Here is a 15,348-nt window from a genome sequence, read left to right as displayed (position 1 = left end):
CGGCTTCGTCCTCGTCCTGGGTCGCGTCCTCGTCCTCGGCTTCGTCCTCGGCTTCGTCCTCGTCCTGGGTCGCGTCCTCGTCCTCGGCTTCGTCCTCGGCTTCGTCCTCGTCCTGGGTCGCGTCCTCGTCCTCGGCTTCGTCCTCGCCCTCGGCCTCGTCCTGGGTCTCGGCCTCGGCCTCGGCCTCGTCCTCGGCCTCGGCCTCGCCCTCGTCCTGGGTCTCGTCCTCTGCCTTGCCCTCGTCCTGGGTCTCGTCCTGGGTCTCGTCCTGGGTCTCGTCCTCGGGCTCTTCCTCAGGCTCTTCCTCAGGCTCTTCTTCGGGCTCGGGCTCGTCGTCCTGCGCGCCGCCGTTGCCCTCCGCCCGCTCCCGCAGTCCCGTGGTGCGTTCGTGCAGGGCGTCGGCGAGGTGGTCGGCCTTCGACGACAGCACGGAGGTCGCCGCGGCCTTGCTCGCGCCCGCCAGTTCCCCGCGCACCTGACGGGTGAGGTCGCCGAGGAACGGGGCGTCGAGCGCCTTGCCCAGCTGTCCGGGTCTGACCTGCGACCCGGCCAGCAGCGCACCGAGGCCGAGGGCGAGCTTGGCCTTCTTCGTCCGCCCCAGCAGATAGCCGCCGAGGACGGCCGCGCCCATCGTGGCGTTGTTCATGACTCCGTCTCCCTCTGCTGCTGGAGCCGGTAGGCGCTGATCTCCTGCAGTCGCCGCAGCAACTCCTCCTCGCGCCGCGCGAACTCCTCCTCGTCGATCCGCCCCTCGGTCCGCGCCCGCTCCAGGTTCACCAGCTCCTCCTGGACGGGCCCCGGGTCGTAGTACTCGTCCTCGGCGGCCTGCCGCACCTTGTCGACCACCCACCCGACGCCCCGCACAGGAGCGATCGGCAACGTCAGAATGGTCCCGACCAGTCCCACCACATCGCCTCCCAGGTCATCCGGCGGTCACATATGCGGTCATGAGCGGTCAGTCACGAACCGTCAGTCATGACCGGTCATGACCGGTCATATGCGCGGTCATACGAAGCTGTACGGCGGCAGCGGCCCGCGCAGCCGCAGCTCCACTCCCTCTCCGAGGGCCTCGGCCAGCTCCCCGCCGGCCTCGGCGAACTCGTCCTCCCGTTCGCCGTCCACCAGGAAGGAGACGTTCACGAAGTACTGCTGGGAGGCCGGGGCGAGCCGCTCGTCCAGGGCGTACGGCCGCAGCGCCGCGAGGACCTCCTCGCCGAGCGCCTCCTGCCGGCCCTGCACCTCCTGGGCCACGAGTTCACCGAGCGCCAGGCGGTCCTCGTACGTGCCACCGCCCTCACGGATCGCGTCGTTCAGCTCACGCGCCCGCGCGGACTCCGTCAGGACGGCGCGCAGGAGGGTGTCCTCGTCCAGTACGCCCTTGACGTTGAACTCCGCGCGCCCCGTCAGTTCGTCCAGACGTCGGGAGAACGTCTCGGCCTGCTCCTGGAGCAGCGCCTCCACGGCCGCCTCGTCCGGGGCGACGAAACCGAAGCTCAGCGGCAGGATGGCGCCCTCGGTCCACAGTTGCAGCTGGACCTCCTGGTGCGCCTCCACGTCCCGGCGGCTGACCGACAGATCGTCAGGTGCCTCGCTGACGACGGCGCTCAGCTCGCCGTTGCTGACGGCGTGCAGGGCGGTGGGATCCTCGCCGACGCCCTTGACGTCGTCCAGGCCCAGCGGGTGCGCCGCCTTGGTGATCGCGTAGACGTAGACCGACATCGGCTCGCTCACTCCTCACGGTCCCTGGAGGTACGGCGGCTCGTGCCGCTCCGCCCGGAGCTCACGCGCTGCTTCTCGCGCACGGACTCGCGCTCCTCGTCGTGGTCGCGCTTCTTCGACAGCGAGTCGGTGACGGCCTCGGCCGCCCCGGTGAGCGCGCCCTTGCTCTTGCCCCGGGCGCCCGACTCGACGGTGTTCCCGACGATGTCCGTCAGCTGGGAGGGGGCCTTGCGTCCCGATTCCAGATCCAGCCGGTTGCACGCCTCGGCGAAGCGCAGATAGGTGTCGACGCTGGCCACGACCACCCGGGCGTCGATCTTCAGGATCTCGATGCCCACCAGGGAGACGCGGACGAACGCGTCGATGACCAGGCCCCGGTCGAGGACCAGTTCCAGGACGTCGTAGAGGTTCCCCGAGCCACCGCCACGGGGGGCGAGGGCGCCGCCCTCGCTCTGCGGCACCACAGTCACGATTTCTTCCCTCCGAGTACGGGAAGCCGTCCGGCGAAGGGCGCGGGCCGTGGCTCCGACGGCGGCCGCCGGGTTCTTCGGCGGCGGCCGTGGCCTCGGCGGCTCAGCGGGAGCTGCCCCGGTCGATCTGCGCGCGTGTGTACCGGCGTCCACGCTCGTACGCCAGCAGCTTGCCCGCGGGGTCCAGAGACACCCGGTAGGCAGCCATCACGCTGGTCGTCTGCGGAATGCGCTCCAGTTCCAGGACCTCGACCTGGGCCTCCCAGCCCTCGTCGGTCGGCTTCAGTGCGGAAACGGACTCGGGAGCGCGGCCGAGCAACTCGGACAGCTGCTGGATCGCGCTCCGCATGGCCTCGGGTGCGGAGGCCCGCTCCTCGGCGGGCGCCTGCCGCGACGAGGAACGGTGCTTTTCCGACTCCCGACCGTTCGTAATCATCACCTTCTTACCCTTTGTCCATCATCGACCTTGGGCGGGTCATATGCCACCCCGGGGGGAGAGAGGGGGCGCGGTGGGTGGGGTCAGATAGGCGTGCAGGTGGCCCGCGCCCTCCAGCATGGCCGCCGTACGCGCGGTCAGGGCGGTGTGGCGGGTGGTGATCGCGGCGCGCAGGGCCTCCGTACCACCCTCCGCGCGGAGGTCCTCGAGGACGGGACGGATGTCGTCGAGGAGGTAGTGGCTGCGGCGGAGGGCGAGGACGAAGCGGGCGTCGCGCACCTCGTCGGGGGCGTAGTGGCGATAGCCGGTGCCGCGTTCGCGCCGGGGGGACAGCAGACCGGCGGCCTCCCAGACCCGCAGCGTCGACGTCCGCACGCCGAGCAGGGCCGCGACCTCGCCGATCAGCAGGTCGGCGGCGGGCACGTCGTCCTCGGGCGGCTCCCCGGCCAGCGCCCGCAGCGCCTCCCCGGTCACGCGCAGCGACACCCGCTCCGTGTGCAGCGCCGCGTGCGCCTCGTCCACCAGCGCCAGTGCCCCCGGTACGTCCCCCTCGTGCACGGTCCGCATGATCCGCGTCGCCACGACCGCCCCGTACCCCTTCGACAGCGCCCGGTACGTCAGCAGTGCCCGCCGGTGGGCGTCCCCGAAGATCCGGTACCCCGAGGCCGTACGCGGCACGGGCGGCAGCACCCCGGCCTCCTCGTAGTTGCGGATCTGCTGCGTGGAGACACCGGAGAGCCGGGCGAGGTCGACGGGGCGCAGGCGGGCGGAGGGACGTGGGGGTGGGCCGGGTGCGGGCATCGGATGGAAGGCCAGAACGCTTCGACGTGCCGGACGGCCGTGTCAGTCGGCGGTCCGACGCCAGACGGCCCTCACGTGGCCGACCGGCGCCGCCGTCACGCCTCCTCGCCGTCCTTCTTCTCCCGCTTCTCGGCCTGTCCGCCCTTCTCGCCCCGCTCCTGCTCCTGCCGCTTCAGTTCCTCCTCGCGGCGGCGCAGGTCGGCCTCCCAGCTCTTCAGGAGCGACTCGTCCTTCTTGTTGTCCTCGGCGAGCGACTTCAGGAACTCGGGGTTGTCGTCGGGGGCGACGTACTCCGTGCGGTGGTTGCGGTGCCACTCCGAGGGCGTGCGACCACCGGCGGGCGCGTTGCGGAGCTTGCCCGCGGCGAGCCAGGCGATCGGGCCCACGATCCAGAAGAGCAGGATGATGAAGACCCAGGCGATCTTCGGCAGGTGCTTCGCCTCGTCCTCGGGGGTGTTGAGGCAGTCGATGAACGCGTAGATGGTCAGCGCCAACGGCACGAGGTACATCAACAGCCTGAGCATGGAACAGCCCCCTGGAAGCGGTGGCGGGGCCGTGCACCTGGCCCCGTGACGGGGTCAGGGTAGCCCCTCGGGGATACTGGACCCCATGGCTTACGACGATCTTCGCTCCCTGCTCCGCGCACTGGAGCGCGAGGGCGATCTCAAGCGCATCAAGGCCGAAGTCGACCCCTATCTGGAGGTCGGGGAGATCGTCGACCGGGTCAACAAGGCCGGCGGCCCCGCCCTGCTCTTCGAGAACGTGAAGGGCTCCGCGATGCCCCTCGCGATGAACGTCTTCGGCACCGACCGCCGCCTGCTGAAGGCGCTCGGACTGAAGTCGTACGGCGAGATCAGCGAGAAGATCGGCGGCCTGCTCAAGCCCGAACTGCCCCAGGGCTTCGTGGGCGTGCGGGAGGCGTTCGGGAAGCTCGGCGCGATGGCCCACGTGCCGCCGAAGAAGGTGAAGCCGGACAGCGCGCCCGTGCAGGAGGTGGTCCTCCAGGGCGACGAAGTGGATCTGGACCTGCTGCCGGCGCTCTTCACCTGGCCCAAGGACGGCGGCTCCTTCTTCAACCTGGGGCTCACCCACACCAAGCACCCCGAGACCGGCGTGCGCAACCTCGGCCTGTACCGCCTCCAGCGCCACGACAAGCGCACCATCGGTATGCACTGGCAGATCCACAAGGACAGCCGCAACCACTACCAGGTGGCCGCCAAGCGCGGCGAACGCCTGCCGGTCGCCATCGCCTTCGGCTGCCCGCCCGCCGTGACGTACGCCTCCACCGCGCCGCTCCCCGGTGACATCGACGAGTACCTGTTCGCCGGGTTCGTCGCGGGCAAGCGGATCGAGATGGTCGACTGCAAGACGGTGCCGTTGCAGGTGCCGGCGAACGCCGAGGTCGTGATCGAGGGCTGGCTGGAGCCCGGCGAGATGCTCCCCGAGGGCCCGTTCGGCGACCACACCGGCTTCTACACCCCGCAGGAGCCCTTCCCCGCGCTGAAGATCGACTGCGTGACGATGCGGAGGCGCCCGCTGCTCCAGTCGATCGTCGTCGGCCGTCCGCCGACGGAGGACGGACCGCTGGGCCGCGCGACGGAACGCTTCTTCCTGCCGTTGTTGAAGATCATCGTCCCGGACATCGTGGACTACCACCTCCCCGAGGCGGGCGGCTTCCACAACTGCGCGATCATCTCGATCGACAAGAAGTACCCCAAGCACGCGCAGAAGGTCATGCACGCCATCTGGGGCGCCCACATGATGTCCCTGACCAAGCTGATCGTCGTCGTGGACTCCGACTGCGACGTCCACGACCTGCACGAGGTCGCCTGGCGCGCCCTCGGCAACACGGACTACGCCCGCGACCTCTCGATCGTCGAGGGCCCGGTGGACCACCTCGACCACGCCTCGTACCAGCAGTTCTGGGGCGGCAAGGCGGGCATCGACGCCACGAAGAAGTGGATCGAGGAGGGCTACACACGGGACGGGGGCTGGCCCGACATGGTCGAGTCGGACCCGGCCACGGCGGCGCTCGTCGACCGCCGCTGGAAGGAGTACGGCCTGTGACCAGCGCGTCGGCGGCGATCCCGCGACAGCCGGGCCGCACCAAGGCCTTCCTCCGCCTCGTGATGATCGAGCACTCGGTCTTCGCGCTGCCCTTCGCGTACATCGCCGCGCTCACCGCCATGTTCCAGCTGGACGGCAACATCCACTGGGTCCGGCTGCTCCTGGTCACCGTCTGCATGGTGGGCCTGCGCACGTTCGCGATGGCGGTCAACCGGATCATCGACCGGGAGATCGACGCGCGGAACCCGCGTACGGCGCACCGCGAGCTGGTGACCGGCGCGATGTCGGTCAGGCACGCGTGGACCGGCGCCCTCGTCGCGGTCGTGATCTTCCTCGGCTCGGCGGCGCTGCTGAACCCGCTCTGCCTGGCCCTCGCCCCCGTCGCCGTGATCCCGATGGTGGTCTACCCCTACGGCAAACGCTTCACGAACTACCCCCAGGCCATCCTGGGCCTCGCCCAGGCCATGGGCCCGGTCGGCGGCTGGCTCGCGATCACCGGGGAGTGGTCCTGGGAGGCGGTCGTCCTCGGCCTGGCCGTCGGCATCTGGATCGGCGGCTTCGACCTCATCTACGCCTGCCAGGACGTCGACTCCGACCGGGAGTCCGGCGTGCTGTCGGTCCCGGCGCGCTTCGGCATCCCGGCGGCGATCTGGGCGGCACGGGTCTGCCATGTGCTGACGACCGCGCTGTTCGCCTGGTACGCGGTCGTCACCGACGCGGGCGCGTTCCTGTGGCTGGGCCTCGCGATCGTCGCGGGCGCGTTCGTCTACGAGCACACGATCGTGCGCCCGCACGATCTGTCCCGCCTGAACCGAGCGTTCTTCTCCGTCAACGGCTTCATCGGCATCGCCCTGTTCGTGTGCGCGCTGCTGGATCTGGTGGTGCGGGGGTTGACGTTCTAGGAGCGCCTCAGGGGGTGGGGGTGTGGGTTCGTCGGCGACTGCGGCTCCGGTGGGGCTTCTCGCGCAGTTCCCCGCGCCCCTCAAAGACCAGGCCCTGCGGGCCTGGAAGACCACGGCCCTGCGGGCCTGGAAAGCACGGGGCGCAGCCCCTGTTTTTCAGGGGCGGGGAACTGCGCGAGAAGCCCCACCGGACCCCCACCCGCCGAAGAACCCGCGCCCCCAGCCGTCAGGCGACCGAGGAACCAGGGCCCGGGCCCGTGGTCCGGCGGCGGAACACGAACGCCGCCACCACGCCCGTGACCAGGCCGATCAGATGTCCCTGCCAGCTGATGCCGGTCTCGGTGGGGGCGATGCCGCCGAGGATCGCGCCGCCCCACACGGCCGCGACCAGGACACCCACCACGACCCCCAGCAGCCGGCGCTCGACGAAGCCGGTGACCACGAGGAACCCGAAGAGCCCGAAGACGACGCCGGAGGCACCGGCGGTGTTGGTGTGGTCGGGGGATATCAGCCAGACCCCCAGCCCGTCCGCGACGATGATCAGCGCGCACACGGCGGCGAAGCGGCGCAGCCCGCCGAGCGCGGCGAGGAACCCCAGCACCAGCAACGGCACGCTGTTCGCCGCGACATGGGCGAAGCCGAAGTGGATGAACGAGGCGGGCACCACGTCGACCAGCTCGGGCACCGAACGCGGAACGATCCCGAAGTCGTCCAGGGCGTGGCCCATCGCCACGTCCACGACCTCCAGGATCCACAGCAGCGCCACCCAGCCCACCATCAGCTTGGCCGCCGCCTTCGCGCGGTCCCCGCGCGACCACTCCCGCTCGGGGCGCAGCGCTCCCCGCACTCCACCTGCCATGTCGAACCCCCGTCCCGACCTCACGCCGACCTCACGCGTCCTTCGTGGAAACGGCCGGGCCCCCTTGGCCGGTTCCCGCCGCGCGCCGCCGGATAGGCTCGGTGTCGTGAACCCAGTCAAGCCAGGGAAGACACCGCGTACGCCTTGGATCGTAGGGGTGTCCGGCGCATCCGGCACCCCATACGCCGCCGCCGTGCTGCGCGCGCTCCTCGCCGCGGGCGAGGATGTCGACCTCGTGGTGTCCCGGGCCTCGCGGCTGACCCTGCTCGACGAGACGGGAATCTCCTTCCGCGACGCGCACTGGCGCGACGACCTGCGGGAATGGCTGTCCCACGGCGCGGACGGCAAGCCCGGCACGTTCGCCGTGGACCTCGACGGCGAGGGCGGCGACCGGGTACGTCACTGGACCCCCGGCGACCTGGCCGCCGGACCGTCCTCCGGCTCGTACCCCGTCAAGGGGATGCTGATCGTCCCCGCGTCGACGGCGTGCGTCGCGGGCGTGGCCCTCGGGCTCTCCAAGGACCTGCTGCAACGGGCGGCGAGCGTGACCCTCAAGGAGGGGCGGCGGCTCGTCGTCGCCGTACGCGAGACCCCGTTGAACGGCCAGACCCTGCGGCACCTGGTGACCCTGGACGAGGCGGGCGCGACCGTACTGCCCGCGTCCCCGGCCTTCTACGCGGGGGCCACGCACATCCAGGACCTGGTGGACTTCGTCGCCGGACGGGCGCTGGACGCGGCGGGCGTCCCGCACACCCTGTACCGGCGCTGGGAGGGCGAGGTGGGCGGGGCGCGCGCCTCCGGTGCGACCGACTGAGCCGCACACGCCCACCCCGGCCGGCACCATGCTCCTCCCCGGCCCGCTGCACGAACCCGTTTTCTCGTACCACTGAACAACCAAGCAGCACCCACGACGCAACTCTTCAGCGGAAGGCAACCGATCGCATGGACGCGGTGGACAGGCAGCTCATCCAGGCCCTGAGGGAGAACGGCCGGGCCTCCTACGCGGAGCTGGGACGCCTCGTCGGACTGTCGGGACCCAGTGTCACCGACCGCATCAACCGGCTGGAGGCGGCCGGTGTCATCACCGGCTATCGCGCCACCGTCAACGCGGCCTCCCTCGGCCTCGGCGTGACCGCGCTCATCGGCATCTCGCTCTCCGACGCCGCCGACCACGAAGATGTGGCGAACCGGCTGCGGGACCTCGCGGAGATCGAGGACTGCTGGTTCATCGCCGGCGACGACTCCTTCATGCTCAAGGTGCGCGCCCCCGACGTCGACGGCCTGGAGAAGACCATCCGTCGGCTCTCCGGCACCAAGGGCGTCTCCCGCACCCGTACGACGATCGTGCTCTCCACGAAGTGGGAGAACCGGGTGGGTGAGCTGCCGGAGGAGGAGCTGTAGGGCGGGGCACGTAGGGTTGACGAGGTCTTCGAAGCAGGCAAGCACGCAGGCAGGTCGGTCGGTGAAAGGTGTGGGCATGGACGTCGGGCTCAAGCGCGAGCTGGAGGAGAAGGTCCGCTCCGGTGAGCGGCTGACCCGCGAGGACGGCATCGCGCTGTACGCGTCGGACGACCTGGCCTGGCTGGGTGGTCTGGCGCACGAGGTGCGGACGCGGAAGAACGGTGACGTCGTCCACTTCAACGTCAACCGCCACCTCAACATGACCAACGTGTGCACCGCCTCCTGCGCGTACTGCTCCTTCCAGCGCAAGCCGGGGGAGAAGGACGCGTACACGATGCGCATCGAGGAGGCGGTGAAGCTCGCCAAGGCGATGGAGGGCGAGAACCTCACCGAGCTGCACATCGTCAACGGCCTGCACCCGAACCTCCCGTGGCGCTACTACCCGCGCTCCCTGAAGGAACTGAAGGCCGCCCTCCCGAACGTTTCGCTGAAGGCCTTCACGGCCACGGAGATCCACCACTTCGAGACGATCAGCGGTCTGACGGCGTCGGAGATCCTGGACGAGCTGATCGACGCGGGCCTCGAATCCCTCACGGGCGGCGGCGCGGAGATCTTCGACTGGGAGGTCCGCCAGCACATCGTGGACCACCGCACCCACTGGGAGGACTGGTCGCGGATCCACCGCCTGGCGCACGAGAAGGGCCTCAAGACCCCGTGCACCATGCTCTACGGCCACATCGAGGAGCCGCGCCACCGCGTCGACCACGTCCTCAGGCTGCGTGAGCTCCAGGACGAGACGAACGGCTTCCAGGTCTTCATCCCCCTGCGCTACCAGCACGACTTCGTGGACGTCCAGGACGGCAAGGTCCGCAACCGCCTCCAGGCCCGCACCCAGATGGCCACGGGGGCCGAGGCCCTGAAGACCTTCGCCGTCTCCCGCCTCCTCTTCGACAACGTCCCCCACGTCAAGGTCTTCTGGGTGATGCACGGCGTCCAGACCGCCCAACTGGCGCTCCAGCACGGCGCCGACGACATGGACGGCTCGGTCGTCGAGTACAAGATCACCCACGACGCGGACAACTACGGCACGCCGAACAAACTGACCCGCGAGGACCTGCTGGACCTCATCCGCGACGCGGGCTTCCGCCCCGTAGAACGCAACACGAGGTACGAGATCATCCGCGAGTACGAGGGCCCGAACCCGGCGCGTCGCGAATCCCCGCAGCCGATGCGAGTCTGAAGCCGGCCGGTTGTTCGGGTGCGGGTGGGTAGGGCTTCTCGCGCAGTTCCCCGCGCCCCTGAAAGGGCCGAAAGGCCGTAGGCCTTTCAGGGGCGCGGGGAACTGCGCGACCAGCCCCCACCGGACGGACGCTGGGGGTCGAAGGGGCGCAGCCCCTTGGTGGGGGCACCTCCCGCTCGAGCGAAGCCGAGAGTGGGGGAGGGAAGGGTAGGGGCGGCGGGGGCGAATCCCTCTTGAGACGAGCCGCACGTAATGACTACGGTCACCCCATGCCCCTTACGTTCCACCTGGACCCACCCCTCACCCCCGCCCTCCACGACGGCATCCTCACCCTCTGGGCGGACGTCTCCAACGCCGACGGAGCGGTGGGCTTCGTCCCCCCGGTCACCCGGGAAACCATCCGCCCGGAACTCCTCAAACACCTCACCGCCATGGCGGAAGGCAGACACCGCCTCCTCCTCGGCCTGGACGACACCGGCACCCCCGCCGCCACCGCCTTCTTCGGCTTCAACACCCACCGCCTGATGACCCACTGGGTCTGGCTCTACACGGTGATGGTCCACCCCTCCCACCAGGGCAAGGGCTACGGCCGCGCCCTCATGGCCGCGGCCGAGAACGCGGCCTGCGACTTCGACGGCATAGACGCCATCCGCCTGTGCTGCCGAGGCGGCCGCGGCCTCGAACACTTCTACGCCTCCTGCGGCTACAAGGAGGTCGGCCGCGTCCCCGGCGCGATACGTGTCGCCCCCGGCGACCACCGCGACGACATCACGATGCTCCTGCCTCTGAGCTGAGGCCCCGCACCCCCGTGCAAGATCGCCCCCCGACCGTGCTTCACTGGACGATGCCCTGCGAACAACGGTGGCACTGTTCGGAACGGATACGGAAGAGTGGATTGAGATGCTCCGCTACACACTGATGCGCCTCGGTATCTTCGTGGGCTGCTTCGTGGTCGTCTGGGCCCTCGTCTACTCCGGCGTCGCCCCGCGCGGCCTCGGCGCGTCCAACGGCATGTGGATGGTCGTGCTCGCGCTGCTGGTCTCCGCGCCGATCAGCTTCGTCGCCCTCCGCAAGGAGCGCGACCGGGCCTCCGCCCAGATCGCCCCCCGCCTCGACCGCTCCATCGGCCGCGTCAAGTCCAACCTCGCGGCCAACCGCAGCCAGGAGGACGAGGCCGACGACGTGGCCCGGACCCCGAGCCCGCGGACGACCGACGAGGCCGACGAGGCCACCGGGACCGACGGGACGACCGCCGGGTCCGACGAGGCCGCCAAGGCCGACGCGGCGGCCGCGCAGCCGGCGTCCGGCAAGGCTTCGTAGGGCCGTACGCGGACCGTCGGCAGCCGCGCTCGCCGACCCGCCCCACAAGATCACCCGCCCGACGCGCAGGTCCGTCCCCGCCGTCGGAACCGTACGCTTGCCCGCATGGGTGCTGTGAAGAGCAAACGGATGCCTCGTGCGGTGCGGGAACAGCACATGCTGGACGCGGCGGTGCGGACGTTCGGGCAGCGTGGGTACCGGGCGGCGTCGATGGACGAGATCGCCGAACTGGCGGGTGTCTCCAAGCCGTTGGTGTACCTGTACCTGAACTCCAAGGAAGACCTCTTCACGGCCTGCATCCGCCGTGAGGCCAAGGCGCTCACCACGGCCGTCCGCGCGGGTGTGAACCCCGAACTGCCCGCCGACCGCCAACTCTGGGAGGGGCTGGGGGCGTTCTTCACGCACACCGCGCGCAACCCGGACGCCTGGGCCGTGCTGCATCTCCAGGCCCGGACGCACGGGGAACCGTTCGCCGCGGAGGTGGCGGCGATGCGCGAGGAGATGGTCGCGTTCGTGACCGGGCTGATCCTGGTCGCCGCGCGGGAGGCCCGCCGTGACCCGTCCCTGCCCGAGCGGGAGGTCGCCGGTCTCGCCGAGGGCCTCGTCGGCGCCGCCGAGGCCCTCGCCGCCTGGGCCAACGCGACCCCCGGCATCACCGCCCGCCAGGCCGCCACGACCCTGATGAACTTCGCCTGGGCCGGGCTGGGCGACCTGATGGAGGGGCGTCCGTGGACACCGCCGGCTGCGACGTGAGGGGGCCGTTCGTCGCCGGGTGCGGGTTCGGCGGGGAACTGCGCGACCAGCCCCCACCGAACCCGCATCCGATCCCACCCTCAGGCGACGAGCGGAAACACCTGCCCCCGCACATGAACACGCCCGCCACCCGACCCACCGGACGTGTCTGACGAGCCCGCCCCGGAGCCCTCGGCCACCCCCGGCACCTCGGTCCCACGCAACTCGAACCCACCCCACGCCCGCCCGTCGGCCAGATACGTCACCGCCCCCGGCAACGGCACCGGCGCCCGGAACTCCGCGCGGACGAGGGTCGCCGGAGGCGCGCCGTGCTCGGCGAGGCAGCGGGCCACGGTCCACATGCCGTGCGCGATGGCCCGGGGGAAACCGAACAGCCGGGCGCCGAGCGGATGCAGATGGATCGGGTTCCGGTCGCCGGACACGGCCCCGTACCGCCGGCCGACATCCCCGCCCAGCCGCCACTGGACGACCACGGGCACCCCTTCCGGCCCACCCCCGGCCGCCTCACCCCGACCGCTCCACCCGTCCCTGAGAGCACCCCCCTCCCGGGAAGCACCCCTCTCCCGGGAAGCACCCCCGTCCCCGTCACCCCGAGCCTCACCCCGCCGCTCCCGCACGGGTGCGTGCCGGGCCAGGTACGTGCTGCGGGACTCCCACGCGATCCCGGCCCCGCCCTCGGCCTCCTCCCCGTCCCGTACCTCCGTGACGACGGTCGCCTCGGTGCCGCGCCGATGGGGCGTCAACCCGGCGACGTACACGGTGATCTCGTACTCCCCGGTGGCGGGCAGCCGTCGGCGTCGGGTGATCTCGATCGAGGTGTGCACCAGGCCGAGGACCGGCAACGGGAAGTCCCGACCGGACATGATCCGCATGGCCGACGGAAACCCGAGGACGTGCGGATACGTCAGCGGAACGGCGTCTTCGCCGGTGGGAAACCCGCAGACCCGCTCGTACGCGGCGAGCCGGGCGAGGTCGATGCGCACGCCTGGCAGGACGAGCCGGGGCAGCCGGGAGGGGGAGACGAACCCGGAGGCCGCCGCGCGGGGGAGCCTGCGGCTTTTGCCCGGGGAGAGGAGGGCGCCCCTGGCCAGAAGCGGACCGAGGGAGGGCGGTCGGGTGAGGGTGACGGTGGGCATCGGACGGTCTCCCCTTCCTCGCGCCGGGCTCCGCTCCCCGCGCCGGACTCCGCTTCTTACTCAGAAGTCAGGTTACCCAAGGTAAGGGCCGGTAAGCCCTGCTGGGGAGCCCGGTAAATGAACGACCCTCAGGTAACTTGGCGCGCCCTTGACCTGCGGAGGAGTCGTGACCGAGCGGTCTGCGACACTGCACATGCCCGGCCCGGTTCCATCTCCGGACCATCGCCACACTCACACGAACCTCACACACCAACCCCGTACGATCCGGACACACCGAACGCCCAGGAGCCGCCCGTGTCCAACCTCGAAAGCACCGAACCCGCCCTGGTGGAACCCGAGTTGAAGCGGCTGGACGGCACCGTGCGGGAGGCGTACGTCCCCGCGCTCGCCGCGCCCGTGACCTACGGCTCGCTCGCGGACATCCCGTTCGACAACGCGGCCCACGCCCCCGACGCGGTCGTCCTCAGCCGCAAGCACGGCGGTACCGACAGGGAGCACGACGACGGCCGGTGGCGGGACGTCACGGCCGCCGATTTCGCCGCCGAGGTGCTCGCCCTGGCGAAGGGCCTGATCGCCGAGGGCCTCATGCCGGGCGACCGCATCGCGATCATGGCGCGGACGACGTACGAGTGGACCCTCCTGGACTTCGCGGCCTGGGCGGCGGGCCTGGTCACGGTCCCCGTCTACCCCACCTCCTCCGTCTTCCAGACCCGCTGGATCCTCCAGGACGCGGGCGCGGTGGCCCTCGCCGTCGAGACGGCGGGCCAGGCCGCCGCCCTCGGCCCCGAGCTGGACCGCATCCCCGACCTGCGCCACATGTGGGTCTTCGAGAAGGGCCATCTGGACCGGCTCGCCGAGCGGGGCCGCGACATCTCGGACCAGGAAGTGGCCGTACGGCGTGGGGTGCTGGGCCCCGACACCCTCGCGACCCTGATCTACACCTCCGGCACGACCGGCCGCCCCAAGGGCTGCGCCCTCACCCACGGCAACTTCTGCGCCGAGGTCGACAACGCGATCGACCTCCTCTACCCCATCTTCCGCGCGAAGACGGACGAGGAGGCCTCCACCCTCCTCTTCCTCCCGCTAGCCCACGTGTTCGGCCGCATGGTCGCGATCGGCTGTATGCGGGCGAGGGTCCGGCTGGGCCACTCGCCGAGCTTCCGCACGGAGGACCTCCTCGCCGACCTCAAGTCCTTCCGCCCGACGTTCCTCCTGGTCATCCCCTATGTGCTGGAGAAGGTCTTCAACACGGCCCGCGCCTCAGCCGAACGCATGGGCCGCGCCGCCTCCTACGACCGCGCCTCCGCCGTCGCCCGCCGCTACGGCGAGGCCCTGGAGGCCGAACAACACGGCACCGGCCCCGGCCCGTCGGCCTTCCTGAAGACGGCCCGCTCCTTCTACGACCCCCTGGTCTACCGCCGTATCCGCAAGGCGCTCGGCGGCCGGGTCCGTTACGTCATCTGCGGCGGCAGCCCCCTCGGCCGCCGGCTGGCCGCCTTCTACGCCGGTGCGGGTATCGATGTCTTCGAGGGCTACGGCATGACGGAGACGACCGCCGCCGTCACCGTGACCCCGCCCGACCGGCCCCGGCTGGGCACGGTCGGCAGGCCGCTCCCCGGCACCCGGGTCCGGATAGCCGCCGACGGAGAGATCCTTCTGCACGGCGGCCAGATCTTCCGCGGCTACTGGGACCCGCAGGCCGGCGGTGTCGTCCCCGCGGGACCCGACGGCTGGTTCGCGACCGGTGACATCGGCCAGCTCGACGACGAGGGGTACCTCACGATCACCGGCCGCAAGAAGGAGATCCTCGTCACCGACAGCGGCAAGAACGTGGCACCGGCGCCGCTGGAGAACTGGCTGCGCTCCCACCCCCTGATCGCCCACGCCATGGTCATCGGCGACCGCCGCCCGTACGTCACCGCGCTGCTGACCCTGGACCCCGAGGGCATCACCCACTGGGCCCAGATGAACGCCAAGCAGGGGCACCCCCTCGACCGCCTGGCCGAGGACCCGGATCTGCGCGCCGTCCTGCAACGCGCGGTGGACGAGGCCAACCGCCTGGTCTCCCGCCCCGAGTCCATCCGCCGGTTCACCATCGTCCCCGGCGGCTTCACGGAGGAGGCGGGTCACCTGACTCCGTCGATGAAGCTGCGCCGGGAGGTCGTGGAGAGGTCCTTCGCGACGGAGATCGAGGGGCTGTACGAGAAGTAGCCGGGCCGCGTGCCTTCCCCGGGGCGGCCCGGT

18 protein-coding genes are annotated in these 15,348 nt (G+C 71.0%); 9 read left to right on the top strand and 9 right to left on the bottom strand.

From position 1 onward, the window contains the following. The 7 genes from ACZ52C_RS09200 to ACZ52C_RS09170 form a co-directional block, all read right to left on the bottom strand. On the bottom strand, positions 1–646 hold a 646-nt coding region (locus tag ACZ52C_RS09200), incomplete at its 3' end, for a hypothetical protein (protein ID WP_469074086.1). Beyond that, positions 643–879: a gas vesicle protein GvpG gene (locus ACZ52C_RS09195; RefSeq protein WP_469074085.1), complete on the bottom strand. Its 237-nt coding sequence runs from the start codon at positions 877–879 to the stop codon at positions 643–645. The genes ACZ52C_RS09195 and ACZ52C_RS09200, both read right to left, overlap by 4 nt. A gap of 126 nt (positions 880–1,005) precedes the next feature. Beyond that, a complete protein-coding gene (locus tag ACZ52C_RS09190; RefSeq protein WP_469074084.1) occupies positions 1,006–1,731 on the bottom strand; it encodes a GvpL/GvpF family gas vesicle protein in 726 nt (241 codons plus the stop codon). Continuing rightward, entirely contained in the window at positions 1,728–2,183 is a 456-nt protein-coding gene (locus tag ACZ52C_RS09185) for a gas vesicle structural protein GvpA (RefSeq protein WP_469074186.1), read from the bottom strand. Before ACZ52C_RS09185 ends, ACZ52C_RS09190 begins: the two co-directional genes overlap by 4 nt. Before the next feature lie 109 nt (positions 2,184–2,292). Then, on the bottom strand, positions 2,293–2,622 hold the full coding sequence (locus ACZ52C_RS09180) for a gas vesicle protein GvpO (RefSeq protein WP_469074185.1): 330 nt from the start codon (positions 2,620–2,622) through the stop codon (positions 2,293–2,295). Positions 2,623–2,664: 42 nt separating this feature from the next. Then, complete coding sequence (locus ACZ52C_RS09175; protein ID WP_469074083.1) at positions 2,665–3,426, bottom strand: MerR family transcriptional regulator; 762 nt, start codon at positions 3,424–3,426, stop codon at positions 2,665–2,667. 95 nt (positions 3,427–3,521) lie between these two features. Continuing rightward, positions 3,522–3,950, bottom strand: a complete 429-nt coding sequence (locus ACZ52C_RS09170; RefSeq protein ID WP_469074082.1) for a PLD nuclease N-terminal domain-containing protein — start codon at positions 3,948–3,950, stop codon at positions 3,522–3,524. Between the two features lie 85 nt (positions 3,951–4,035). Here ACZ52C_RS09170 and ACZ52C_RS09165 point away from each other — a divergent pair, with 85 nt between their 5' ends. Next, on the top strand, positions 4,036–5,493 hold the full coding sequence (locus ACZ52C_RS09165; protein WP_469074081.1) for a menaquinone biosynthesis decarboxylase: 1,458 nt from the start codon (positions 4,036–4,038) through the stop codon (positions 5,491–5,493). Beyond that, entirely contained in the window at positions 5,490–6,395 is a 906-nt protein-coding gene (gene mqnP / locus ACZ52C_RS09160) for a menaquinone biosynthesis prenyltransferase MqnP (protein WP_469074080.1), read from the top strand. The genes ACZ52C_RS09165 and mqnP overlap by 4 nt, the downstream gene beginning before the upstream one ends. Before the next feature lie 226 nt (positions 6,396–6,621). On the opposite strand, the gene ACZ52C_RS09155 is transcribed toward mqnP, so the two are convergent. Beyond that, on the bottom strand, positions 6,622–7,254 hold the full coding sequence (locus ACZ52C_RS09155; protein WP_469074079.1) for a rhomboid family intramembrane serine protease: 633 nt from the start codon (positions 7,252–7,254) through the stop codon (positions 6,622–6,624). 106 nt (positions 7,255–7,360) lie between these two features. Between ACZ52C_RS09155 and ACZ52C_RS09150 the strand changes: the two genes are divergently transcribed. The 6 genes from ACZ52C_RS09150 (at position 7,361) to ACZ52C_RS09125 (ending at position 11,968) form a co-directional block, all read left to right on the top strand. Continuing rightward, positions 7,361–8,068, top strand: a complete 708-nt coding sequence (locus ACZ52C_RS09150; RefSeq protein WP_469074078.1) for a UbiX family flavin prenyltransferase — start codon at positions 7,361–7,363, stop codon at positions 8,066–8,068. A gap of 128 nt (positions 8,069–8,196) precedes the next feature. Then, positions 8,197–8,655, top strand: a complete 459-nt coding sequence (locus ACZ52C_RS09145) for an Lrp/AsnC family transcriptional regulator (protein ID WP_469074077.1) — start codon at positions 8,197–8,199, stop codon at positions 8,653–8,655. Positions 8,656–8,731: 76 nt separating this feature from the next. Next, positions 8,732–9,895 (top strand): aminofutalosine synthase MqnE, encoded by a 1,164-nt coding sequence (gene mqnE / locus ACZ52C_RS09140; RefSeq protein ID WP_469074076.1) that lies wholly within the window; start codon positions 8,732–8,734, stop codon positions 9,893–9,895. A gap of 269 nt (positions 9,896–10,164) precedes the next feature. After that, on the top strand, positions 10,165–10,689 hold the full coding sequence (locus tag ACZ52C_RS09135) for a GNAT family N-acetyltransferase (protein ID WP_469074075.1): 525 nt from the start codon (positions 10,165–10,167) through the stop codon (positions 10,687–10,689). A 106-nt stretch (positions 10,690–10,795) separates the two neighbouring features. Beyond that, the gene (locus tag ACZ52C_RS09130; protein WP_469074074.1) at positions 10,796–11,215 is read left to right on the top strand and encodes a DUF4229 domain-containing protein; all 420 of its coding nucleotides are present in this window, start codon (positions 10,796–10,798) and stop codon (positions 11,213–11,215) included. A gap of 105 nt (positions 11,216–11,320) precedes the next feature. Further along, positions 11,321–11,968 carry a TetR/AcrR family transcriptional regulator gene (locus tag ACZ52C_RS09125; protein WP_045559338.1) on the top strand — a complete coding sequence of 216 codons (648 nt, stop codon included), beginning with the start codon at positions 11,321–11,323 and terminating at the stop codon, positions 11,966–11,968. 80 nt (positions 11,969–12,048) lie between these two features. Here the strand turns inward: ACZ52C_RS09125 and ACZ52C_RS09120 are convergent, their stop codons facing one another. Then, positions 12,049–13,104, bottom strand: a complete 1,056-nt coding sequence (locus ACZ52C_RS09120; protein ID WP_469074073.1) for a MaoC/PaaZ C-terminal domain-containing protein — start codon at positions 13,102–13,104, stop codon at positions 12,049–12,051. A 294-nt stretch (positions 13,105–13,398) separates the two neighbouring features. Here ACZ52C_RS09120 and ACZ52C_RS09115 point away from each other — a divergent pair, with 294 nt between their 5' ends. Then, entirely contained in the window at positions 13,399–15,315 is a 1,917-nt protein-coding gene (locus ACZ52C_RS09115) for an AMP-dependent synthetase/ligase (RefSeq protein WP_469074072.1), read from the top strand. Positions 15,316–15,348 lie beyond the last annotated feature (33 nt).

The organism is Streptomyces sp. NPDC034049 (assembly GCF_055575575.1).
The sequence above is the reverse complement of the archived record's forward strand: the minus strand, read 5'-3'. Positions and strand labels throughout refer to the sequence as shown.

Bases quoted from the DNA above. Each gene is read 5' to 3' on its own strand.
- ACZ52C_RS09175 (WP_469074083.1), bottom strand. From the start codon at position 3,426: ATGCCCGCACCCGGCCCACCCCCACGTCCCTCCGCCCGCCTGCGCCCC.
- ACZ52C_RS09170 (WP_469074082.1), bottom strand. From the start codon at position 3,950: ATGCTCAGGCTGTTGATGTACCTCGTGCCGTTGGCGCTGACCATCTAC.
- ACZ52C_RS09165 (WP_469074081.1), top strand. From the start codon at position 4,036: ATGGCTTACGACGATCTTCGCTCCCTGCTCCGCGCACTGGAGCGCGAG.
- ACZ52C_RS09155 (WP_469074079.1), bottom strand. From the start codon at position 7,254: ATGGCAGGTGGAGTGCGGGGAGCGCTGCGCCCCGAGCGGGAGTGGTCG.
- ACZ52C_RS09145 (WP_469074077.1), top strand. From the start codon at position 8,197: ATGGACGCGGTGGACAGGCAGCTCATCCAGGCCCTGAGGGAGAACGGC.
- mqnE (WP_469074076.1), top strand. From the start codon at position 8,732: ATGGACGTCGGGCTCAAGCGCGAGCTGGAGGAGAAGGTCCGCTCCGGT.
- ACZ52C_RS09135 (WP_469074075.1), top strand. From the start codon at position 10,165: ATGCCCCTTACGTTCCACCTGGACCCACCCCTCACCCCCGCCCTCCAC.
- ACZ52C_RS09130 (WP_469074074.1), top strand. From the start codon at position 10,796: ATGCTCCGCTACACACTGATGCGCCTCGGTATCTTCGTGGGCTGCTTC.
- ACZ52C_RS09125 (WP_045559338.1), top strand. From the start codon at position 11,321: ATGGGTGCTGTGAAGAGCAAACGGATGCCTCGTGCGGTGCGGGAACAG.
- ACZ52C_RS09120 (WP_469074073.1), bottom strand. From the start codon at position 13,104: ATGCCCACCGTCACCCTCACCCGACCGCCCTCCCTCGGTCCGCTTCTG.